The 22,419-nt window shown below is 64.7% G+C and carries 16 protein-coding genes, 2 tRNA genes and 1 pseudogene; 15 read left to right on the forward strand and 4 right to left on the reverse strand.

Annotation, left to right across the window (positions count from 1 at the left end; all coding sequences use genetic code 11):
* The 7 genes from ACV4UX_RS08085 to ACV4UX_RS08115 form a co-directional block, all read left to right on the forward strand.
* On the forward strand, positions 1–2,527 hold a 2,527-nt coding region (locus ACV4UX_RS08085; RefSeq protein WP_491592802.1), incomplete at its 5' end, for an ATP-binding protein.
* A 71-nt stretch (positions 2,528–2,598) separates the two neighbouring features.
* Complete coding sequence (locus ACV4UX_RS08090; RefSeq protein WP_491592803.1) at positions 2,599–4,227, forward strand: glycosyltransferase; 1,629 nt, start codon at positions 2,599–2,601, stop codon at positions 4,225–4,227.
* Positions 4,228–4,628: 401 nt separating this feature from the next.
* Positions 4,629–4,808, forward strand: a complete 180-nt coding sequence (locus ACV4UX_RS08095; RefSeq protein WP_491592804.1) for a hypothetical protein — start codon at positions 4,629–4,631, stop codon at positions 4,806–4,808.
* A gap of 712 nt (positions 4,809–5,520) precedes the next feature.
* On the forward strand, positions 5,521–6,723 hold the full coding sequence (locus ACV4UX_RS08100; RefSeq protein WP_491592820.1) for an ABC transporter permease: 1,203 nt from the start codon (positions 5,521–5,523) through the stop codon (positions 6,721–6,723).
* Position 6,724: 1 nt separating this feature from the next.
* Complete coding sequence (locus ACV4UX_RS08105) at positions 6,725–7,888, forward strand: hypothetical protein (RefSeq protein ID WP_491592805.1); 1,164 nt, start codon at positions 6,725–6,727, stop codon at positions 7,886–7,888.
* 9 nt (positions 7,889–7,897) lie between these two features.
* On the forward strand, positions 7,898–9,049 hold the full coding sequence (locus tag ACV4UX_RS08110) for a sulfotransferase family protein (protein WP_491592806.1): 1,152 nt from the start codon (positions 7,898–7,900) through the stop codon (positions 9,047–9,049).
* A gap of 678 nt (positions 9,050–9,727) precedes the next feature.
* Complete coding sequence (locus tag ACV4UX_RS08115; RefSeq protein ID WP_491592807.1) at positions 9,728–10,471, forward strand: lysophospholipid acyltransferase family protein; 744 nt, start codon at positions 9,728–9,730, stop codon at positions 10,469–10,471.
* A 161-nt stretch (positions 10,472–10,632) separates the two neighbouring features.
* On the opposite strand, the gene ACV4UX_RS08120 is transcribed toward ACV4UX_RS08115, so the two are convergent.
* A tRNA-Arg gene (locus ACV4UX_RS08120) sits at positions 10,633–10,707 on the reverse strand.
* Positions 10,708–10,830: 123 nt separating this feature from the next.
* On the opposite strand from ACV4UX_RS08120, the gene ACV4UX_RS08125 reads away from it, so the two are divergent.
* The 4 genes and pseudogenes from ACV4UX_RS08125 to ACV4UX_RS08140 all read left to right on the forward strand — a co-directional run.
* Positions 10,831–12,270 carry a tyrosine-type recombinase/integrase gene (locus tag ACV4UX_RS08125; RefSeq protein WP_491592808.1) on the forward strand — a complete coding sequence of 480 codons (1,440 nt, stop codon included), beginning with the start codon at positions 10,831–10,833 and terminating at the stop codon, positions 12,268–12,270.
* Positions 12,263–12,757, forward strand: coding sequence for a hypothetical protein (locus tag ACV4UX_RS08130; protein WP_491592809.1), 495 nt, complete (start codon positions 12,263–12,265; stop codon positions 12,755–12,757). Before ACV4UX_RS08125 ends, ACV4UX_RS08130 begins: the two co-directional genes overlap by 8 nt.
* Before the next feature lie 96 nt (positions 12,758–12,853).
* Positions 12,854–13,108, forward strand: a complete 255-nt coding sequence (locus tag ACV4UX_RS08135) for a hypothetical protein (protein ID WP_491592810.1) — start codon at positions 12,854–12,856, stop codon at positions 13,106–13,108.
* Positions 13,065–13,289, forward strand: a pseudogene (locus tag ACV4UX_RS08140) (type II toxin-antitoxin system PemK/MazF family toxin); the annotation flags it as partial. The gene ACV4UX_RS08135 and the pseudogene ACV4UX_RS08140, both read left to right, overlap by 44 nt.
* Before the next feature lie 162 nt (positions 13,290–13,451).
* On the opposite strand, the gene ACV4UX_RS08145 reads toward ACV4UX_RS08140, so the two are convergent.
* Together ACV4UX_RS08145 and ACV4UX_RS08150 are read right to left on the reverse strand one after the other, a co-directional pair.
* Positions 13,452–13,528 (reverse strand) — tRNA-Arg (locus ACV4UX_RS08145).
* Positions 13,529–13,564: 36 nt separating this feature from the next.
* On the reverse strand, positions 13,565–15,052 hold the full coding sequence (locus ACV4UX_RS08150; RefSeq protein ID WP_491592811.1) for a GGDEF domain-containing protein: 1,488 nt from the start codon (positions 15,050–15,052) through the stop codon (positions 13,565–13,567).
* Positions 15,053–15,176: 124 nt separating this feature from the next.
* Here ACV4UX_RS08150 and ACV4UX_RS08155 point away from each other — a divergent pair, with 124 nt between their 5' ends.
* A complete protein-coding gene (locus ACV4UX_RS08155) occupies positions 15,177–16,820 on the forward strand; it encodes a glycosyltransferase family 4 protein (RefSeq protein WP_491592812.1) in 1,644 nt (547 codons plus the stop codon).
* Positions 16,813–17,955: a glycosyltransferase gene (locus tag ACV4UX_RS08160; RefSeq protein ID WP_491592813.1), complete on the forward strand. Its 1,143-nt coding sequence runs from the start codon at positions 16,813–16,815 to the stop codon at positions 17,953–17,955. The genes ACV4UX_RS08155 and ACV4UX_RS08160 overlap by 8 nt, the downstream gene beginning before the upstream one ends.
* Before the next feature lie 49 nt (positions 17,956–18,004).
* On the opposite strand, the gene ACV4UX_RS08165 is transcribed toward ACV4UX_RS08160, so the two are convergent.
* A complete protein-coding gene (locus tag ACV4UX_RS08165; RefSeq protein WP_491592814.1) occupies positions 18,005–18,232 on the reverse strand; it encodes an amphi-Trp domain-containing protein in 228 nt (75 codons plus the stop codon).
* Positions 18,233–18,729: 497 nt separating this feature from the next.
* Between ACV4UX_RS08165 and ACV4UX_RS08170 the strand changes: the two genes are divergently transcribed.
* Positions 18,730–19,836: a family 8 glycosyl hydrolase gene (locus ACV4UX_RS08170; RefSeq protein ID WP_491592815.1), complete on the forward strand. Its 1,107-nt coding sequence runs from the start codon at positions 18,730–18,732 to the stop codon at positions 19,834–19,836.
* The coding region (locus ACV4UX_RS08175) for a cellulose synthase subunit BcsC-related outer membrane protein (protein ID WP_491592816.1) at positions 19,833–22,419 on the forward strand (2,587 nt) is incomplete at its 3' end. The genes ACV4UX_RS08170 and ACV4UX_RS08175, both read left to right, overlap by 4 nt.

The following is a 22,419-nucleotide window of genomic DNA, read 5'->3' on the forward strand; positions in this document are numbered from 1 at the left end:
CCCCGCGGACTCGGGGCTCTATGGGGTGGACGCGGCCACGCTGCAAGTTCTGGCCGCACCGCCCGAGGCCAGGCGCTCCGTGCTGGCGGGTCTCACCGACCTGCGCGGCAACCTGGCCTTCGAAAGCCTTCGCCAGGAAGCCCGCAGGAGCGACGGAACCTTCTCCGTGATCCTGTGGGATGAAAACGGCGGAACGAAGCGCTACCTCTCCTACTCGCGGTTCTTCGCCCCGTGGGGTTGGCTCGCGGTGGCCCGGCACTCCATCGACGACATCGAAACGGCCGAAAGGGCCAGAAAGGACCGCCTCGCCGGGGAAATGAGCCAGATGACGGCCCGCCTGCGGGAATACCTGCCCCATCAGGTGTTCATCCTCGCCGGAGACGGTTCGGAGGTGGTTCCGCCTCCGGCGGAGAGTCCCCCCATCCGGGAACTCGCCGACGAATCGGGCGCGCCCCTGGCCTGGACGCTCCTGCGCGAGGTCCGGCCCGGCGAGCCCGCCACGCTGCGCTGGAGGGAACCCTCGGGCCGTTCGGTGGAGGCCCTGGTCTTCTCCGTCGCCTTCAAACCCCTGGACTGGCGCGTGTTCTACACCGTGGAGACCGCCGCGTTGCGCGCGGCGGGACTGGCCACCGCGACCAAGCAGGCCTTCATCGTCATGGCGTTCCTGGGAACCTTCGCCTTGCTGCTCTACTGGGTGCTGGCGCGCTCAACGCAGCCGTTGCGGGCCATGGCAGAGGCCTCGGCGGAACTGCCGCGCGCCCGCTTCCGTCTGCCGAAGGGAATCCGCCGGGAACTGGCCGGGGCCGCGACGGGCCGCGACGAGATTTCCACGCTGGCCAGCGCCTTCCTGGAGATGCACGACCGCCTCCAGGGCTATCTGGACGCCCTGGACAAGGCCAACCGGGACAAGGAGGCTTACGCCCGCAAGCTCGAGATGCTCAACAGCGACCTGGACCAGACCGTGCGCGACCGCACCGCCGAACTCGACTCGGCCCTGGAAAAGGCCCGCCGCATGACCTCCGCCGCCCAGGCCGCCAACCGCGCCAAAAGCGAGTTTCTGGCCAACATGAGCCACGAGATCCGCACGCCCCTCTCGGCCATCATCGGGCTGGCCGATCTCTCGCGCCGTTCGCGCGATCTGGGCAAGATCGAATCCAACCTGGAGATGATCACCACCTGCGCCAGTTCGCTCCTGGGCATCATCGGCGAAGTGCTGGACCTCTCGCGCGTGGAAGCCGGAGAACTCCGGCTGGAGCGCAAGATATTCGAGACGCGCCGGGCCATCCTGGGCATGCTGGCCCCCCATGCCGCCGCCCTGCGCGAACGCGGCCTCTCCTTCGAGCAAGACGTGCCCGAGGATCTTCCCCCCTGGCTCCTGGGCGACTCCCTGCGCCTGGGCCAGGTGGTGGACAATCTCCTGGGCAATGCCGCCAAATTCACCCGCGAGGGGAGGATAGCGTTCTCCGTGCGCGTGGCCTCCCCGCCGGACGCTGGGAGGGTGGAGCTGCTTTTCCGGGTGTCCGACACCGGCCCCGGAGTGCCCACGGGCATGGAGGAGACCATCTTCGAGAGCTTCCGGCAAGGCGACTCAAGCTATTCCAAGGCCTATCAGGGCGTGGGCCTGGGGCTGGCCATCTGCCGCGAGCTCACGCAGCTCATGGACGGACGCGTCTGGGTGGAAGCCAGCCCAGGCGGAGGCAGCGTGTTCTCCTTCACGGCGCGCTTCGAGCTGGCCGCTGCGCCCGGCGCCCCCGCGGACGACACGCCCGAACAGCAACGCGGCGCCGCTCGCCTGAGGGTGCTCCTGGCGGAGGACAACGCCTCCAACCGCCACGTCTTCGGTGAGTTCCTTTCCAGCCTTGGCCACCGCGTGGTCCAGGTCGAGGACGGCCAGCAGGCCCAGGAAGCCCTGGCGCGCGGCGGCTTCGACCTGGCCCTTCTCGACGTGCAGATGCCCCGTGTGGACGGAGTGGAGGTGGTGCGCAGGCTGCGTGCGGGCCAATTCGGGGAGTCCGGCCGGCGGATGCCCGTGATCGCCCTGACGGCCTACGCCATGACCGGTGACCGCGAACGCTTCCTGGACGCGGGCATGTCAGACTACCTGGCCAAGCCCGTGAGCCTGGACGCCCTGGACGCCGCCATCGCGCGTCTGTGCGGCGGGGCTCCGTCCCCTCAGGAGCTCCTGGCCCAGGCTGCGACGGCCCTGCGCCCCCTGATGGGCGAGGCCCTGGCCTACCTGCGCGAACGCGCCGCCCAAGCCCGGGAGGCCGTGGACGAAGGGCGCATGGCGGACGCTGCCCAGGCCGCTCACGACATCAAGGGCGTGTTCATGACCCTCGGCATACCCGACCTGCCGGAGCGTACAGCCTCCTTGGAAACGGCCTGCCGCAAGGGCGACGCGCCAATGGCTGCGACACGCATCGGACAACTGCTGAACCTTCTGTTGCGGATGGAGGCCCAGGCCGCCCCCCCAACCCAACTCGCGTCGACGCGCTCAACGCCCCAGGATGAGCCCGCCGGACGCTGACCCGGAGCATACGGACACAACCCGCGCCCGGCGCGGCATGGCACGAACATCAAACACGCATGGAGCGACCCATGGCCAACCCCCTTTCCTTTGGGCAGGTGATGAATCCCGAGGAGGAGCTCAACGCGCTCTCCTTCGAGGACGCCTGCGGCTACTACGCAGCCATCATCGACGGTTTCCAGGTGGATATGCTCCAGTGCATCTCCTTCATCAACCGGATGCTGGGCGCGGGCGCGACCTCGCTGCCTCCCCAGGCGCGCGCGCTCCTGGCCCAGGCCGTGCGCTCGGTCGTGAGCCTCTCCCCCTTCGACACGGACATCCTCAGGCTCGCAGTCGGGCTGGGGTTGGCCCCCGGCGCGGAGACCGTGGTCAAGGTTCTGGACGCCACCCACGCCGCGCCCGAGGTCTTCGAAAAAGCCAGGCAGACGCACATCAAGTACCATTCCGAAGAAATCCAGGACATGTGCCGGGAGGTGCTCAAGCGCCACCCCATGGCCGTGCGCTTCGCCGACATGCTGCTGACCGTGGCCCACCACAGGAGCGAGCAGCCGGACGCTGTCCTGGAGGGATTCCGCTGCCCCAAGGTGCTGGAGCCCCTGTGGACCAGGAGGCTCTTCAACCACCACGCCTCAATGGGCGACGACGAGCGCGCCTGGCCCCTTTGGAAGCGCGCGCGCTCCGTCGCGGCCGACGACCCCATCAGCCTGAGCCTGGCCGCCGAGATGTTCCGCCGCCGGGGCGACACGGGAGAGGCCCTTGCCCTCTACGCCCGCGCCGTGGAGCTGGACCCTCTCCAGCGTCCCTACGCCCGACGCCTGGAGGCCCTGCGCACGCCTTTCCGGCCCGACCACAGCCTGGTGCGCTCCAAAAAGGTCTGCATCCTCCTCTACACCTGGAACAAGGCCGACATGCTGGAGGAAACCCTGCAAAGCCTCGCCGGCTGCGACATCGGCCCGGCGTCCATCAAGGTGCTGCTCAACGGCTGCAAGGACCGCAGCCGCGCCGTGGCCGAGAAGGCCCGTGCGCTCTTCGCGGACCGCGATTTCGAGATCATCGACCTGCACGTGAACATTGGCGCTCCGGCCGCGCGCAACTGGCTCCTGGGCCTGCCCGGCGTGCAGGCCTGCGACTACGCGGCCTTCCTCGACGACGACGTGTACCTCCAGCCCGACTGGCTGGCTCACATGCTCACCGTTGCCGAATCGGACCCGAAGATCGGCAACGTGGGCTGCAAGGTGGTGTTCCCCGGCGAGTTCACCATGCTGCAATACCTCTACCGCCATCTGTGCATCGCCACGCCCGACGGCGTACGCGTGAGTCCCGGAGCGCCTTCGCAGCAGTACGACGTCGGGATCTACGACGTGATCAAGGAGACGAGCGTGGTCATGGGCTGCCAGCACCTGCTGCGCGTGGCCACCCTCCAGGACGCCCCAAGCTTCGACATCCGCTACAGCCCCTCCCAGGTGGACGACACCGACCACGACCTCCAACTCTGCCTGGCCGGATGGAAGGTGATGTACTGCGGCACCGTGACCTGCGTGCATCGCCAGACCTCCGGGGTTTCGGTGCGCAGCGTGCTGAGCATGTCTTCCCTGGGCAACATCACGGGCAACGACGTGAAGTTCCACTTCAAATGGCTGGACCGCTGGGAAGACATGAGGCACCTGCCCGGCGCGGCCCCGGGTTTCTGGAAGGGGTAGGGGAGGCGGAAGGATTCACCGCCTGAAGATCATGCTGCCCGCCAATAATTTCAAGGGGTCGGACTATTCGTCCAACCCCTTGAAATTTTTGGCGGGCAGCACAGGCTTCGAGCCTGTGGCCTTGGGCTCCGGAGGCAAAAGGGGCTAGAGCCGACATATACCTTGCCATACTCTCTCCTGAATGCCGTTCCACGGACATCCCGTCCTCCAGCCGACCGTGCCTCCCCGTTTCTCATGGACGGTTAGCCAGTTCGTTAGCCAAACACCTGGGGGGCGCTCTCATCGGCGTCTGGTGCGCCCTGCATGGCTGGGCAGGCGGGGACCGGGCGGCCCCTGGCGGCCGGAGCGTGAAGTCGCGGATCCTGGGGAGGAGGTAGCGTGGCGGACGAGCGCCTCAAGGGGTGGAAGTATTCTGTCGCCGCCTGGGCATTTCCAAGCCCGAGTTCTACCGCAAGGTAGGCTCCGGCGAGCTGGCCCCGGCCTACAGGGCCGACAAGAAGAAGGGGATCAAGCTGTCCGCCTACGTCGCGGAGGATTGGCTGGCTTCGAGGCTGATCGAGGGGGTTTTGGGTGTGATGTAAACCGGAATTTCGCCCGCGTGCGGGAATCGTCGACAGGTAGCCGTTGGGCGTTTATGGTGCTGCTTGGGGAGGACATGACGGCAGGGCGGGGGGATGCTACTGCTACGATGTACAACACGGTTTTCAGTTTGCGTTCTTCGAACGACGGGCAATTATTTCGGCGGAATCCCGGTGCAGTGGAGTTTGGCGAGTTGCATGAGGCGAGACGAAGGGACGCTGCCAACCCGGAGAATAGTCTTGTCGCCGCATCGGTAACAACAACCGTGCCCGATAGGCGTCGTTTGGAGAAGGGGCCTGGATTAAATGGCTGACTCGATCGGGTGGGAACTCGGGAAGTTCCTGGGTCTGGCAGGCGGCATTCATCAGGTCAGGCTCTGGTGCGGGAGAACCTCCGGATCCGCTGCCAGCGTCATGTTGTCGGGTTAATTCGCGACACGCTGATGCGCGGCAGGAGTGCACGCGCGGGATCCGGAGGGGGGCCTGCTTCCGATCCGCGCCTCGCCGGGGCGATTCGTAGGTCCGACAGCCGTACAGATCATCTTGCTGATCGGCGAGTATCATTGCATCATGGTCTTTCTGTAGCGATGCGCCTGGAATCAATGGGCGGAACGGCAGAATGCAACAGGCGGCCATCAGGCTTCAGAGTGACCGAGGACTCTACTGCCCGTAGAAACCAATGGTGAGATCCAGCATGTTTATTCGTTATATCAAAATGGTACAATATTGTGCGCATTGCCTAGTGGTGCACCCCCTGCGCAGCTGTTTCACTGTTCTCTCTGTGGCCCTCGGTGTAGTCAGCGTGATCGTTACACAGGCTGTGATTGACGGTGCCGACAGCAAATTAGATGAGTTTGTGGAATGGTTCGGCGCGAATGCTGTATTTGTAACTGGGGGCAACGCGCTTGTTAGCCCATTCAGTCAGCGCCCCCTGACGCTCACCATGGATGACGTGGAGTCTGTGCGCACTCAGCTTCCAGGTGTGCGTCTCGTAACAAGTGGCCGCAATATCCGTTCTGTAGGCATCGGCTATAAGGGTGAGAACTACACGACTACAGTGCTGGTGGGTAGCAGCCCCCCCTTTTGCGAAGCCTGGAATTGGGGGCTGGAATCAGGAGAAGACCTTAACGAAGAGGACAACAGGACTCACCGCAAGGTCTGCCTGCTTGGCGAGACTGTCAGCCGGGAACTCTTTGGGTCGGCTTCACCGGTTGGCGCCACCGTAACCATAGGCAGGCACGTTTTTGTCGTGAAGGGGATACTTTCTGTCCGTGGTTTCTCGTCCGCCCAGGCCAGCATGGACGACCGTGTTGTCGTGCCGCTGAATTCGTTGCTTCGCTGCTTCAACTTGGACAGAAAGTATGTAAACGGCCTTAGGGTCGTATTCCATGATTCTGCTGATGTGGAAGCGGGCATGAACAGTCTACGAGAACTCCTCAGACATCGACACACCCTGGCTGATATCGACGCAGACGATTTCAGCATCGTATCATCCAGCGAAATCATCAACTTTCTAAAGGTGCTCAAGTCTGGTGTGAGTATATTTTTAGGCGTATTTTCCGTGGTGACACTGACAGTATCCGGGATTGTACTTGCAAACCTCTCCTATGTATGCATCGATCAGCGACGCCAGGAGATAGCCATACTCAAGGCCGTAGGTGCGCGGCAGCGGGACATAGGGTTCCAATTTCTTGTAGAAACGCTGATGCTCTGCATCACTGGAGCGATCATCGGATCTCTGCTGTGCTTGGGTGGGGCTGGTTTTGTTAATGAGAGTCAAATGATTGCCCTGTCATTTTCTGCAAAAGTATGGCTTTACGGATTCGGAGGAGCAAGCGCCGTGGCCGTCGCCTTCGGCCTGGGACCCTCTCTGTCTGCGGCACGACTCGATCCGATCTCAAGCCTCACAATGGAATGACATGAAAGTAAAAGGACAATCCGCCCTTGCTCTGGAACGCTTCTTTTCCGATATGTCGTTGTATCGTGACGGCGGGTTGTTCGCCGATACAGCGCAACCTCCTGGAGCAATCAATGGTTTGAAAGCCGGAGACGCAGTGCTTCGCCTGCCGACGCTCCCCTGTTCATTGGGCATAGCTTCGGCCATGTTGTCCGGGTATTCCCATTGTGGTATTGTTGTCCGGGATGGTGACGATTTGAAGGTTGCAGACTGTTATCCGGATGAAACAAATACGTTCATGGGTGGCATCAGGGCAGTCTCTGTCGGCGAATGGCTTGCAGGAGATGGGAAGCATGGCATTTACCAATGGCTTGTCTTGCGTAACTACAGCATTGACACGGAACTGAGTTACGGCGCGATCAGGGAGTCTTTGGGTGATTTTTCATATAAGCTCGTAGCGCCGGGCCAGGCGGGAGAGCTGGATGCACAGTCACGCATTGTAGGAAATTGTTCCACGTTTGTTCATTCGGTGTATGCAACTGTTGGTATCATGCACCCGGATATTCTCAGACTTGGAGACGTGAATCGCCGGGCCTTTTTGACCTTCATAAAGCTGTTGAGCGAGGGCTTTTACGAGATCCTCAAGGCTGAAGGCGCGAGCACGTTTCATGATCTGGCCCGGGAACACGGCATTCTCTCCATGCTCAACTGGAAGGGGAGAATTCTGCCGCCGTCCTTCCTGGAAATGCATCCGGGCTTCGAGGTCGTCGCGTATGGGCGCCCAGCCTGTCCGGAGCAGGCGCGCTTCGGGCGATGGCTCGATTACCATGGCAAGCGAATCGCCGCATTGCGAGCTGCGGTACATTGCCACGGATTGAGCATCGAGGAGGTTCCGAATGACCTTGCCAAGGCTGCCGGCGCGGTGTTTTGCAAGGCTCTTGCATCGCAGCCGGGGGAGCAGCCCATCAATGCAGTCTCGCTGTGCAGGCGTATCCTCATGCTGGAAGCCGATGACCCGGCCACCTATGTAGGCATCCCCATTGGGGCGAGTCTGGCGAGCAAGGACATGGGCGCGTTGCAGGCATTGGCCGCCAAGTACATGGCCTATGCAGCACCAGCTCTTCTTTCTTTGGCGAGGCTGGCCGGGTGGAAACCCCTCAAGGTCTTCGACCGCCACATGGAGTGAGGTGGTTTAATGCATACGGAATACGCCAACGTTCTCTCGCGACTGCTCCTCAAAAGCGGTTTTGACAGTCAGTTCGCATTCCCGATCCTGGATTTGGGATTGGCGGGGCGCGTCTTTGAGAAACTTGAAAAGCTCTTGCCCGAGCCGGCAGGAGTCGCCGCGGCCGCATCTCCGGTGTTCATTGTCTGTCTCCCGCGCACCGGCTCTACTTGGCTTCAAACACTGCTGTGCGCCCATCCGGGCCTTGGTTACTTTACAAATTGGATGCACCATTTCCGTTCTTCTATCCGGGTGGCTTGCTTCGTCGCCCGCTTGTTGCGACTTGACGCGCGAGGGGAGCGCTTCATCAAGGACTCCGTGATCAACAGCCTACACGGCCCCAGCGAGGGGCTCGCCTTCTGGGGGGAATGGCTGCAGTTGGATCCGGCGAGCCTGCGATATCATGACATCCATGCGTCAGAACTGAGCGCTGACACCCTGCTCAGGATCCATCGCACCATTTCCATCGTGTTGGATCAGTTCGAAGGACGGAGGCGGTTCTTTTGCAAGAATCCCGGCTTCATTCCGTACGCGCCCCTTTTGGCCGAGATATTTCCCGATGCCCGATTCATCCATCTCGTCCGCGACCCGCGCCTTACGGCAAACTCCATGCTCAAACTCTACGACCGGTGCAACGAACAACTCGATGCCATCAAAGCCTCAGGAAAGCCTCTGGCCATGGCACTTGATCGATTTGTCCCTTATCCGCGCTTGCCGCGCCTGGAAGAATATGTGGAGCGCTTTGGTCCGCGCGACAGCAGGACTACGTCTCTGTTGTGGCGCGATGCGGTCGAGTTCATGAACGAACATGGGCACAAACTCCCTCACCTGTTGACTGTTCGATTCGAGTCAATCTTGGCTGATCCGAGAGGAAGCGTAGAGCGTATACTTGATTTCTGTGGGCTCGACAGTTTCCCAGTCGGCCACGCCGTATTTGACGCCCTCTGTGGCAAAACAGGAAAAGTGAACCACTCAAACGACTACACCGACTATTCAGGCATCACCGCAGTCTGCGAAGAGGCGATGACTTTGCTGGGGTATTTTCCCCAAGATGCCCCTGGGAGATGCGCCTCGGCCCATAACACTCTTGCCCCTCGAGCGAAATTTGGAGATATTGTTTGAACAATTCTCCGGATCATGGAGCGTCGAACCGTTGTCGCTTGCATGTTCGTTGACAGTTTGCTTCAATAATCCATGGCGCAGCAGAAGAATACGCAACCTCTGCCACATCGACAGAGACTGCCGTAAACAGGGGCCTCTTGCGGATTGATTCATGTAGCTCGGTATGTGGCGATGAACAGCAAGGCAACCCTTTCAATAGCCAACAGATTGGAATGTATGAGTGCGACAATTCCATGTCATGATGATTTGCTACGGACTCTGTTGGTCAACAAATCAAGAGTATATGTTTATGGCTGTTTGCTCAAACAATCAATTGTTGTGATATGAGTCGCGGCAACAGGCGCTGGTTGACAGGCGGACGTGTCTCTTCATGGGTGCTGTGCGCATTGCGAACATTGGGGCCGGTGTCGTGCGACTGGCAAGGTTTACCTTGAAGTGACGCGCAAGGAATCCTGAGCAATTTTGAATGGGATTGTTTTGCAGGATCAGTATGCCAAAGATCCGGACGGTCTTCAGTACGATAGTGAAGATGTATGACTTCTGTAAACGCCTCGTCCGGCCAGGAAGTTGCAGTCAAATCCGCCAACGAAATCCATGGTATGAACCAGAAAGGATCTTCTAGGCACCGGGCGTGTGTTCTGAACCGTAGGGGTGACGGACATCAAAGGTGGATGATCTATGGTACTTGTCCGCAAAGTGCTGTTCATGCTGCTGATTGTTCCCCTCATCTTCTTAGCCAGCGCTTTGTGCTGGCTCACGGCCGGGATTGGAAAGAACAGTTCCCTGTCCCACAAAATTGCGCAGTCCGGGGCGGAATTGGCGTTATTCCTGTTAGGCGTCCGTGTCCGAGCCGACCTGTCCAGGCTCACGCCCGGGGCGACTTATGTGTTCATGGCTAACCATGCCAGCTATTTCGACATCGTGGTATTGTTCGCAGGCCTCAAGCACTGGAACTTCCGTTATGTGGCCAAGGAAAGCCTGTCCCAAATCCCTCTGTTCGGGCACGCCTTGCGGCGCATGGGCCACATTCCCATTCATCGCGAGCATTTTCGGAAGGCCATGGAGTCGATCTCCGAAGCCGCCGAAGTCTGCAAACGAGGCGTCTCGGTGGTCATCTTCCCGGAGGGAACCCGTTCCACCGATCACGAGAAACTGGGGGATTTCAAGATCGGCGGCATGATCATGGCGCTCAAGTTCAATGTCCGCGTTGCCCCGATCATCATCTCCGGGGCCGGTTCCATCCTGCCCCGGGGGGCCTGGCTGCCAAACCCAGGCGAGGTCCGGCTTAAGGCGCTCGATCCGTTTAACCCTTCAGAGCGGTTCACCCTGAAGCAACGTGATGAGTTTAGGGATTGGCTCAGGGGACTTATGGATAAAGCCTACAAGGATATGTTGGCATCGGAAACGGATGGATTGCCCTAGGGTTCTTGTACACGGATTTGGACGTAGGGAGAGGCGCCCCAACAGGCTGTTAAGCCCGGCCAGTACCGCAGCGTGCTCAGTCTGGCAACGTCGTTAGCCATGCGTTAGCCAGAAACGGAGAAGGGGTTGCGACTTTCGGTCGCAACCCCTTGTTTTCCTTGTGGCGGGCAGTACAGGATTCGAACCTGTGGCCTTTGGCTCCGGAGGCCCAAGGGCATTGTTTCTCCCTACTACTCTCTTGTCGCCATATCTCCCATAATCATTGATTTTGTTTACTCTTGACTTCTCCCCCCTTCGCCCTATTTTGGCCCCATGTGTGGGGTATAGTGTGGGGTAACATTTCGGTGGGGGGGACGGCCATGCCGAAGACACAGGAGCGAATCAAGACCAGCTATCCGGGGGTTGTCTACTACCTGGGCAAGTCGGTTGCGGACGGCAAGCCGGAGCGCATCTACGTGATCCGCTACCGCCGGGGGGGAAAGCTGGTTGAGGAGAAAGCCGGGCGGCAATTCCAGGACGACATGACCCCGGCCAAGGCCAACGCCATCCGCGCCCGCCGCATCCATGGCGATGAAGACCCCAACGCCGTGCGCCGCGCGAAGGAACAGGCCGCCAGGGAAGCCGAGGCCAACCGCTGGACCATTGGCCGCATTTGGGACGAATACAAGAGCCAACGGGAGGTCAAGGGCCTCAGGCAGGACGAATGCCGCTATTCGCTCTACATCGCCCCCAGGTTCGCGGACAAGGAGCCGGGGCAAATCCTGACCCTGGATGTTGACCGCCTCCGCGTCTTCCTCACCAAGAAGCAGGGCAAGAGCCCCCAGACAGTCAAGCACGTCATCGCGCTTTTGCGCCGTCTGGTACGCTTCGCCGTGCTCAAGGGGCTATGCCCCGCCCCCGAGCCTTCCAGGCTTTCTTTCGAGATTCCCCGCGTGGACAATTGCAAGACGGAAGACCTGGACCCCGAACAGCTCTCCGCGCTCCTGGAGGCCGTCGAGGCGGACCCCAACCCGTGGGCGGCTGGCATCATGAAGGTAGCCCTGTTCACCGGCATGAGGCGCGGCGAAATGTTCAAGCTCCTGTGGGATGACGTAGACTTTGAACGCGGCTTCATCCACATCCGCGACCCCAAAGGCGGCCCGAGCCAGAAAATCCCCTTGAATGAGGCCGCCCGCCAACTGCTCCAATCCTTGCCCAGGACGGACAGCCCCCATGTGTTCCCCGGCAGGGGTGGACGCCAGCGCGTGGACATCAATCATCAGGTGTCGCGGATCAAGCAACGCGCGGGACTCCCCGAAAACTTCCGGGCCATCCACGGCTTGCGGCACGTCTACGCCTCCATGCTGGCAAGCTCCGGAGCGGTGGACATGTACACGCTCCAAAAGCTCATGACGCACAAGAGCGCGGCCATGACGCAACGCTACGCCCACCTGAGGGATGACGCCCTGAAACGTGCGGCGGACGTGGCCGGGGATATCTTCGGCCAGTTGACCGCCAGCGCCCAGGCTAACGAACAGCGCATGGTTGCGAACCTCCCGGCCAGCCACGACGCGGCGCGCGTGGCCCAGGCCCCCACGGAGCCCGTGTTCTCCCGCGTCATCGGCAGACGCCGTCCTCCCCTGGAAGGTGAGTTGCGGCCACCGACCGAACAGGATCGGGAGCGCGTCCGCCAGTTGAACGCCTTCCCTTCCCGCGTGCCCAAGGGCGTGTTTCGTTACCAGAGCCACGAGGAGGCCAACGCCGATTGGATGGCCTGGACGGCTTCCACCGTGGCCGCCAACGAGGCCCGCCATGGATGAACACACACGCCCAGCGACATGGGAAGACGTGGCCCGCGTCTGCAAGCTCCTGGCGGACCATGGGGCGCGATTCATCCTGGTGGGTGGCTATGCCCTTCAGGCGCACGGGTTCACCCGGACCACCTACGACATCGACGTGGCCGTTGATCCGGCCCCCGAGAACGCGGGGCGTTGGGTTTTGGCCTTGTCCCACCTGCCGGACGGCGCGGCCCGCGAGCTGCTTGACGAGGAAGACCCCTTCCAGGGCGACCACCTTCATGCCATCCGCATCAACGACGAAATCACCGTGGACGTGATGCCCAGCGTGGCCGGAATCGCGTTCGAGGAGTTGGAGCGGCAGGCCCGGCCAATCAAAGTGGTGGGCGTGAGCATTCCCGTGCTGGACCTGGAAGGGCTTCTGCGGACCAAGCAGACCACAAGGCTGAAGGATCAGGCGGACGCGGAAATCATCCGCCTGGCCCTGGACCGGATGAACAAGAGGGGCTGACCTCGCCGGGCAAGGTGGACAGCCGCAACCGGGGCAGCTACTGACGAAACTACGCGGAGAAGGTCGCATCGTTCATGCCCAAAAGGAGAACATCCAATGAGCATCCAAATCATCAAGGACACCTCGGGCGCTGACGCTTTCGTGGTGATTCCCGTTGCCGAGTGGGAAGCCCTTCAGGACCGGCTTGCGGCGGGATGCACCGGGCGGCCCGTGGAATCCTTCGGCCTGACCGAGGCCGAAGCCAAGGAGACGCGCACACGTCTGGAAGCCTTCGCCCCGGATTGGGAGGCTCCCGAGATGGACGCCTATGACAACTACGACGAAGCGAGGAAGGCCCTTGAGGCGCGGTGACGTGGCCCTGGCGGTGTTCCCCAACACGGACGGCTTGACGGCCAAGCTGCGCCCGGTGGTGATCGTCCAGGCCGATGGATTGGACACGGGCTTGGCGCAAGTGATCGTCTCCATGGTGACGAGCAACCTGCGCCGGGCCGGGATGGGCTGGCGCGTATTCATTTCCGTGGACAGTCCCGAAGGAAAGGCCTCGGGGCTGCTGTCCGATTCCGTGGTGATGGCGGATTGCCTCGCCACCATCGGCGATTTTCACGCCTTTACCCCCTGTGGGGTACGTGTGGATAAGGAAATCGAGGGCGAAAAAGAGGGGTTAGATTTTGCATCTAACCCCTTGGTTTCCTTGTGGCGGGCAGTACAGGATTCGAACCTGTGGCCTTTGGCTCCGGAGGCCAACGCTCTATCCATCTGAGCTAACTGCCCGCGAGTTGGACTTCGTATGCCGGGCCATGTCCGTTGTCAAGCGGGTCGCGCCAGGGCGGCCGCCATCTTCTGCTCGCGGCCCTGCGACACGCACACCATGTTGCGGCCGCCGGACTTGGCCAGGTACAGGGCCTGGTCCGCCTTGTGGATCAGGTCCTCGCGCCGGTCCAGGGAGCCGGGCGTGAGGGTGGCCACGCCGATGGAGGCCGTCACCTTGAAGGTCTTGTCCGAGAACTGGAATCCCTTGTGCTCCACCTTGCGGCGGATGCGCTCGGCCAGCACCCAGGCCTGGTCCTCGCTGGTCTGGGGCAGAATGATCACGAATTCCTCCCCGCCGTAGCGCGCCGCGAAGTCCGTGTCGCGGCAGGATTCCTCCAGGATGGCCCCCACGTCGCGCAGCACCAGGTCGCCGGCCTGATGGCCGTAGGTGTCGTTGATGGCCTTGAAGTGGTCCAGGTCGAAGAGCAGCAGGCTCAGGTTGTGGCGGTAGCGCTGGTGGCGCTTGAGCTCGTCGGCCAGCCGTTCGTCAAAGGATTGGCGATTGTGAATGCGCGTCAGGCCGTCGTGGTCGGCCTTGGCCTTCACGTCGCGGAAGAGCATGGCGTTGCGCAGGGCAAGGGCCAGATGGTTGGCGGCCGCATTGAGGGAGGTCACCTGGTCGCGGCCCAGGCGCAGGTCCTTGTCCTTGGAGATGGCCAGGCATCCGAAGGCGCTTCCGGCCACCTTGAGGGGCAGAAGCAGCGTGGTCTGGGGCGAGGGGTCGGCCAGGCAGTCTTCCGGGGAGCTCTGGATCAGATGCTCCACGATGAAGGCGTCCAGCACGCCTCCGGCCAGGCGCGTGCCGTGGCTCATGAGGTATTCCACCCAGCGCTGGCGTCCGTGGGGATCCAGGCAGGGGGCCAGGAACAGCTCGGCTTCAAGGCGGCCCTCGTCGTCGGGCTGCCAGAAGATGCCCTGGAGGCCGTGCACGGGGAAGAGCAGGCTCAGGTCCTCGCGGGCGTCGGAGAGGATGCGTCCGGGCTCCAGGCTCTGGGAGGCGCGGGTGAGCACCGTGTTCAGGAAGATGATCTGATCTGTCTTGCGGGCCAGGAGTTCGCGCTCCAGCATGATCTCGCGCGTCATGCCGAAGATGTCGTCGTAGAGGCCGCGCACTTCCTTGGCGCGGAACACCGCGTCGCGGACCTTGTTGTCGGTGACGGGCGGCGTGAGCGCCGTGAGGAAGCCCAGTTCGAGAATTTCCTCCACGTCGGGCCCCTTCTTGTCGCTGTCGAGCACGAGCACGCGCTGGGTCAGTTCCCAGTCGCGCAGGTGACGGCGCGTGGACGGAGGCAGGGCGTTCCACACGGAAAGCGGCACCCACACCGTCAAGGGGCTGGCCTTGTCCATGTCCCGCTTGGAGGGCAGGCCCGAGACGGGCCAGTTCTTGATGACGTATCCCGTACCCAGAGCCAGTTCGATGGACTTAGTCAACTCGTCGTCCAGGCCGAGGCCCCAGATCAGATCAGGTCGGTTGCCGCGCTTCATGGCGTTCCTCCGGTGTGGCGTCCTGTTTCGCCCACAGCAGACTTGCAATACGCGCGCCAATGCTCGACAGAGGCCATCCCCCGGATGGTTTGACTTCCGGCTCCAGGCGTGTTTCTTCAGGAATATGAGCACCGGGCGAGTCTGGGCCACGCTGGACCCCTTCCTCGAACGCGGTCCTACGCTGGGCCGCATCCAGGCAAACAGGGCCTTTCTCCAGGCGCTCCTGGCCCAGGATCCCTTCGACGCCTACCGCTTCTACCTGCCCTCCAAGGCCGCCGGCACGGACTTCGCCCGCCTCGCTGCGGGGTTGCCCGGCAACCTGCCCGGGCTCTCCAAGGTCACCCTGCTGGACCGGCGCGACCTGCCCAGCGAGATCGAGCGCACGCCCCACCACGCCTTCCATCTGTCGGACTGCATCATGCATCCGGGATACCTGGCCGCCGTGCGCAACGCCCGCTCCCGGCAAATCTTTCCCGTAACGTCCGTGACGCATTCGCTCAGTTACGCGCGCTACGGGCAGGATTTTCTCAAGCACCTGAGCCCCTGCACCACGCCGCGCGACGTGGTGGTGGCAACTTCGGCCACGGCGGCAAAGGTGGTGCGCGGCTACTACGGCCTCCTGCGTCAGGGCTATGACCTGGACCCGGCAGCCTACCCGGAGCCCGCCGTGGAGGTGATCCCCCTCGGCGTGGACGCGGCCTTTTACGCCCCTGCCGACGGCCGGAAGCGTCAGGAACTGCGCGCACGCCTGGGCTTCGGCGAGGAGACGGTGTTCCTGGTGCTGGCAAGGCTCTGCCTGAGTTCCAAGATGGACTTTCTCCCCTTGCTGCGCGCCTTCCACCGGCTGGCCCTGGCGTCCCCCACCCTCTCGGCCATGCGTCTCGTGCTGGCGGGACATGCCGAGCCCGACGGCTGGGGCCGCCCAACCATCGAAGTACTGGCGCGCAACATCGGCCTGGCCCTCACCGTGATCGAAAGCCCCTCCGAGGAGGCGAAGCGGGATCTCTACCAGGCCTGCGACGTGTTCCTCTCGCCCTCGGACAACCTCCAGGAGACCTTCGGGCTCACTCTGCTGGAGGCCCAGGCCTCGGGCCTGCCGGTCATCGCCTCCGACTTCGACGGCTACCGCGATCTGGTCCTGCCGGACGAGACGGGCTATCTGACGCGCACCATCGGCCCTCGCGACACCCCCGACGTGGACCTCCTGGCGCCCCTGCGCTTCGACAACCACACGCACCTCCTGCTGGCCCAGCGACTGGCCGTGGACGTGGGCGAACTGGCCCGGGCCATCGAGCGCCTGGCCGTCGACCAGGCGGCGCGACGCGCCATGTCCCAGGCCGCCAGGCGACACGCCCAGGGCTATGCCTGGGAGGAGATCGTGCGCCGCCACGTGGCGCTCTGGGAGTCTCTCTGGGAGCGGCCCGCTCCCGAACGGCCCGCCGCCGCGCACCCCATGGCCGTGGACTATGCCCGGGTTTTCGCTTCGTACCCCACGCAACGCCTGGACGAGTCGGACAAGCTCCAGGCCACGCGCCTGGGATCGGCGGTCTATCGCGGGCAGGACCATCCCGTGATCCATGCCGGCATGGAGGACTTGGTGGACTTGAACGCCGTGCGCTCCCTGCTGGTTCTGGCGCGCAAACCACGTGCCTACAAGGACCTGGCCGAGGCGCTTCCCGCCGCCGTGGCGGGAGTCGACGCCGTGCGCGCCGAGGCCATGGTGCTCTGGTGCCTCAAGCACGACCTGCTGGAACTGAGCCGTGCCTGACCTGCCGGACGTGCACCATCACGTGGTGCTGCGCCGTCGCGGCGGCGCGGTCCGTGTGGCCCGGGCCCTGGCCGGGCGACAGGAAAAGGGGCCGGGCGCGGGGCTGAGCTTCGAGATCGACGAACCGGAAGCGCCCCGGTCCGGGGAGCCCCGGGCCTGCGAAAGCCCGATCGCCCCGGAAGCGCTGGCGGAGCAAGCGCCGCACGGAGCGCTGGTCCACGCGCACGCCACCAGGGACTGGCCTGCGCTCCTGTCCGGCTTCGCCCGGTCCGGAAGGCCGCTGGCGCTCACCCTGCACGACTGTTCGCCCCTCACGGGGGGGTGCGTCTATCCTCTGGACTGTCCCCGCTTCCATGAAGATTGCCGCGACCCCTGCCCGCGCGGCTATCCGGAATCCGGGGCGGCCCGCGCCGCACGGCGCGCGGCGGCCCTGACGACCCTGGCCTTCGTGGCCGCGCCCTCGCGCTGGATGGCCAGGCTCGCCCGGTCCGCATGGCCCGGATTGGGGGTGACGGTGATCCCCAACGGAGTGGAAATTCCCGCGCAACTGCCGGACAGAGCCCGGGCTCGCGCGCGCCTGGGCATCGACGCCGGGGCGCGGGTGGCGCTCTTCCTGGCCCACGGCGCGCAGCGCGCAGGCTACAAGGGGGGAGGGCGGTTCGAGGCCATCCGCCAGGCGCTGCGCCGGGGCGCTCCGCAGCCCCTGGCCTCGCGGCTCCTGGTGGTCTCGGCCGGCGGCGACGAGACACGGCGGGGCGAAGGGGAGCTGGCGCTGCCCTACGTCGAAGGAGAATGGCTCCAGGCGCTCTACGCGGCCTCGGACGTGCTGGCCTATCCCAGCATGGCGGACAACCATCCGCTGGTGGTCCTGGAGGCCATGGCCCATGGGCTGCCCGTGGTCTCCTACGCGGTGGGGGGCATCCCGGAACAGTTACCGGAAGGGGAGGGGGGCCTGCTCGTCCCTTTGGACGACGAGGCGGGCCTTGTCGAACGTGTGCTCGACGTGCTCGGACGCGAGCCGCTCCGGCGGGAACTCTCGGCGCGTGGACGCGAGCGCGCCCTGCGCCACTTCGACGCGGCGCGCATGGCTGCCGACTACGAACGGTTCTACGCGGCCGGGCTTCGTCGGGCCTGAGTCCGCCGCGCCGCAAGGCCCCGGCGCGGGCAACGCCGGGGCGGGCGGCTCAGGAGCGCCAGGAAAGCTCCACTTTGAGGGAGCCCTTCACTCCGCCGTCCTTGGGCTTCACTTTGCCTTTCATCTCCACCTTCACGGTCTCGCCCACGGCCACGCCGCCCTCGGCCGAGGGGAGCGTCCCCTGGGCCAGGTCGTCGGCCAGCTTCCTCAGAGCCACGGCGGCGTCGTAGCGCAGCATGGTCTCCTCAACGTCCAGAAGAACGGTCTTGTCGCTCATGGGATGCCTCCATTTGATCGAATGGGGGCATCCTAGCGGATCGTCCCGTTTTTTGCATGACGATTCGGTGCAAACGCGCAAAATGCCGTCCGGCCTTTCCCGTTCCGTGGTCACATGGAACAGGAATGCGCCATGCACTGCAGCTCATCACGCATCGCGCAGCGATGCCGCGATGGATCCCTCCACGCAAAATGACGCCCACGCCTCCCGCCGACGCCGGGAGAAAAAGCGCCCGAATTCTGACGTACACTCCACACGGCGCAAAAGCCCTTGACAATCGTCGGGAAACGTTCTTCAGAAAGATAACGCGGTGCGAGCATCTCCATGAAAGCACTGCCGACGGACGTTCCAGTGGAACCCGCGAACGGCAGGGGAGAGCGAGCATGCCGCCGCCGCTTCCTGCTTCGCGTTGCATCCTCGCGGGCACCGCGCCGGAGCGGCTCGCGGCCGGACGACATGGACGCCGTGAAGACGATGCGAACAAGGTGCTGTTCCGTATGCCGCCAATGGATCAATTGCCGCACAGCGTGCACGGCGCGGCCCACGCAGGGGCTCGCTCCGGTCTTCCGGCGCGCCTCGTGGCCGGGTTGGCGGCCATGATCCTGCTCGCGGCGGCCGCGCCGCGCAGCGCGTGCGCCCAGACCGCATGGGAGGCCTACAAGGCCCGCTTCGTCCAACAGGACGGCCGCGTCATCGATTTCGGCAACAATCAGATGAGCCATTCCGAGGGCCAGGCCTTCACCATGCTCCTGGCTCTCTCCCAGGGCGACCAGCCGCTCTTCGAAAAACTCTGGTCCTGGACCCGCGACAACCTCATGACGCCGCAGGCCCAGGGACTGCCCGCCTGGTCCTGGGGCAGGCGCGACGACGGCTCCTGGGGCGTGCTGGACCCAAATGACGCCTCCGATGCGGACATCGTGCTGGCCTGGACCCTCCTGGGGGCTTCCGAACGCTTCGGACGCCCCGAATGGCGCGAGGCCGCGCGCTCCCTGGCTGTGCTCATCCGGGAGAAGCTCGTGCTCTCCGATTCCGGCTACACGGTGCTCCTGCCCGGACGCGAAGGATTCGTCAAACCGGGCGAGACCGCCTTCAACCCTTCCTATTTCATCTTTCCCGCCTTCCACGACCTGGCCCGCCTGGACGACGCCCCCTTCTGGCGCAAGCTCCACGCCGCCTGCCGCGAACTTCTGGCCAAAAGCCTCACCGGACCGTTGAATCTGCCGCCGGACTGGGCCGCCGTGGCCGGGGGCAGGGTGGCCCCCTGGGGCGAGAAAGGCCGCCACTTCTCCTACGACGCCATCCGCGTCCCCCTCTACCTGGCCTGGGACAAGGATCGTGAGGGCCTGGCCCGCTTTTCCCCGCTGCTGGAACGCTTCGCGCGGGAGGGAAGCCTTCCCGCCAGGATCGCCCTCGTCCCCGGCGCGCAGGACCAGGGCGAGGCCCCGGCCGGGTTCTACGCCGTGCTGGCCCGCGCCGCCGAAACCCTGGGCGACCCCGTGGCCCAGTCCCTCCGGGACAAGGCCGCCGCCAAACTGCCCAGCGAGCAGGACGACTACTATTCCCACGTGCTCTGCCTGATGGCCGGGCTGCGGAGCGGCCTGTGAAGCCCCTCCTGGCCGCGCTGGCGCTCCTGGCGCTGTTCTCGGGCGGCCACGCCCAGGCCCAGGGGGTGGAGCGTTCGGGCGGGGGGGCTTCGGTGGTTCGCGAACCCCTCGCCGTCCCCGGAGCCGACAGCGCCCGGGAAACGCCCCCGACCGTGGAGCGCTCGGCCCAGCAGGGCAGGCGGGCCGTTTCCGGGACGCCGCTCCCCGCCGTGCCGCCGGAGCGCGCCGTGGCCGAAGGCTGGGAACTCTTCTCCCAGGGAGATTTCCCGGCCGCGTCATCCCGTTTTTCCCAGGCCCTGGAGCAGGGCGCGGGCGAGACGCTCCTGCAGGCGCGGCTGGGTCTCGGCTTCGCGGCCATGCGTCTTCAGCGGCTGGATGAGGCCCAGACGCAGTTCCAAACCCTCGTGGACAAAGGATACCGGCTTCCGGAGAGTCTGCCCGCGCTGCTCACCGTGCTGCGCGCCAGGGGCGACAAGTCCGCACTTGAAAGGACGCTGGCCCTCCTGCCCGAGGCCCAGCGCGCCCAGTGGCGCGAGCCCGTCCCCATCGACCCCGTGGCTCCGCCCCCCGCACCGGCCGCAACGCCCGACGGCGTGCGCCAGGCGCTGGCCCGCGCCGGCTCGGCCCCCGACGCCCGCAAACTGGCAGCGCTGCTCAAGGAGCATTCTGCCGCCCTGGAGCGCTGCGCCGACGCAGACGTGTTCCTGAAGATCGCCCAAGGCCTCGTCGGCGTCTCCCGGCAGGATGAGGCCCGCTCCGTGCTGGATCGCCTCGCAGCCTGCCCGCGTCAGGACTTCGGCGTGCGCCTGGGCGTGCTCTACGAGCTGGCCGCCCTGGAATCCCCGGGGGCCGTGCGTCAGAAGCTGGATCGCTTCCGGCAGGCATCGCCCCCGTCCGACCCGGCCCGCGCCGAAGCCCTTCGCCGCCTGGCCCTGACCCTGGACCGCAAGGAAATGGGCGACGCCTCCACCAGCCAGGCCCGCAAGCTCCAGCTGGCCCGGGACATCCTGGTCGCCGACCCGGCCGACCCCGACGCCCGGGCCGCCCTGGCCTGGGACGATCTCGCCAATGGCCGCGCCGCCCAGGCCCAGCGGGCGTTTCGCGAACTGGTCGGAGCCTTCCCCAAGCGCCTCGATCTCCAACTGGGACTTGGCTACGCCAACCTGCGACTCGGCCTCCTGGACGAGGCCCTGGGCGTGACCGCCTCCAGCGGCCATGCCGACGACCCCGCCATGCGCGACCTGGCCTATCAGGTCCATGTGAAGCAGGCCTTCACGGCCCTGGACGCCAAGGATCCGGCCCTCGCGGCCCGGCAGGCGGACGCGGCGCGCGCCCTCCAGCCCGGAGGAGGGGAGCTGGCCGAACTCGACGCCTGGATCGCCCAGGCCCGGGGCGAGGACGCCAAGGCTCTGAAAACCTTCTCCGAACGCTATGCGGCCACGGGCGACAAGCGCTTCCTTGCCCCCATGGCCCAGGGGTACGCCGCCACGGGGCAGCGTGTTCAGGCTTTCGAGACGGCGGCCCGGATGGCCCAGGACCCCGAAACCAGACGCGCCGCCGCAGACTTCTACACGGCCCAGAAGGCCCCCATCCTGGCGGCGGCCACGGGTACGGACGGCTGCTGCACCAACGCCGACACGCCCCAGATCGACGCCCTGGGGTTCGTGCGCTCCAAGACCGGCGACAAGGGGACCTCCCGGCTGCTGGAATGGAGCGTCCCGGCCCGTTACTCCTGGGCTCTGCCCTCGGGCATGCGCTTCACGGTCGGGGCCTCGGCCCATTTCCTCTCCAGCGGAGACGCGCCCCCGTCCCCCTATGCGGGCTCCTACTTCGCCCGCGTGGCGGGCACGCCCCAGCGCAACGCCCTGCTCACGGACCTGACGGTCTACACGCCCCTGCTGGCCCTGGACGTGGAAGGCCCCTACCGCTGGAGGCTGGAGGCCGGAACCTCGCCCATCGGAGGCCCAGTCGCGCCCATGCCCACCTTCGCCTTCTCGGTGTCCACCCCGGAATGGGAGCTGGCCGTGCACCAGAAGGCCGTCACGGAATCCATCCTTTCCTGGACAGGCCTGCGCGACCCCTACGGCTCGCGCTCCTGGGGCAGGGTGCTGCGCACGGGCGGCCGGGGCAGGATCACCTTCACTCCCGCCACGGACTGGTTCGTCACCGCAGGCGGACAAGCCGACTACCTCTGGGGCGAGAACGTGGAGGGCAACGCCGGGCTCTCGGGCAACCTTTCCGCCGGGCGCACCTTCCGCTTCCAGGAGGCCGAGCTTGCCCTGGGCGCGTTCGCCACGCTCAAGCACTACGCCGTGAACAGCAACTTCTACACCTTCGGCCATGGCGGCTACTACAGCCCGGACCTGCTCTTCATCGCCGGGCCGTTCGCGCGGCTGCGCACCCCCGAGTGCCGCACCTGGTGGCTGGACGTGGAAGGCTCCGTGGGCTGGCTCTACGAGAACAACGCCGGAGCGCCCAAGTATCCACTGGGTTCCTCCACCGCCGGGCTCACCTCCGGCCAGGTCAGCGAACTGGGCGGCCGCTACGCCGCCAAGACCGAGACCAAGCTCGCCGCCGCGCCCG

Source organism: Fundidesulfovibrio sp. (assembly GCF_058402725.1).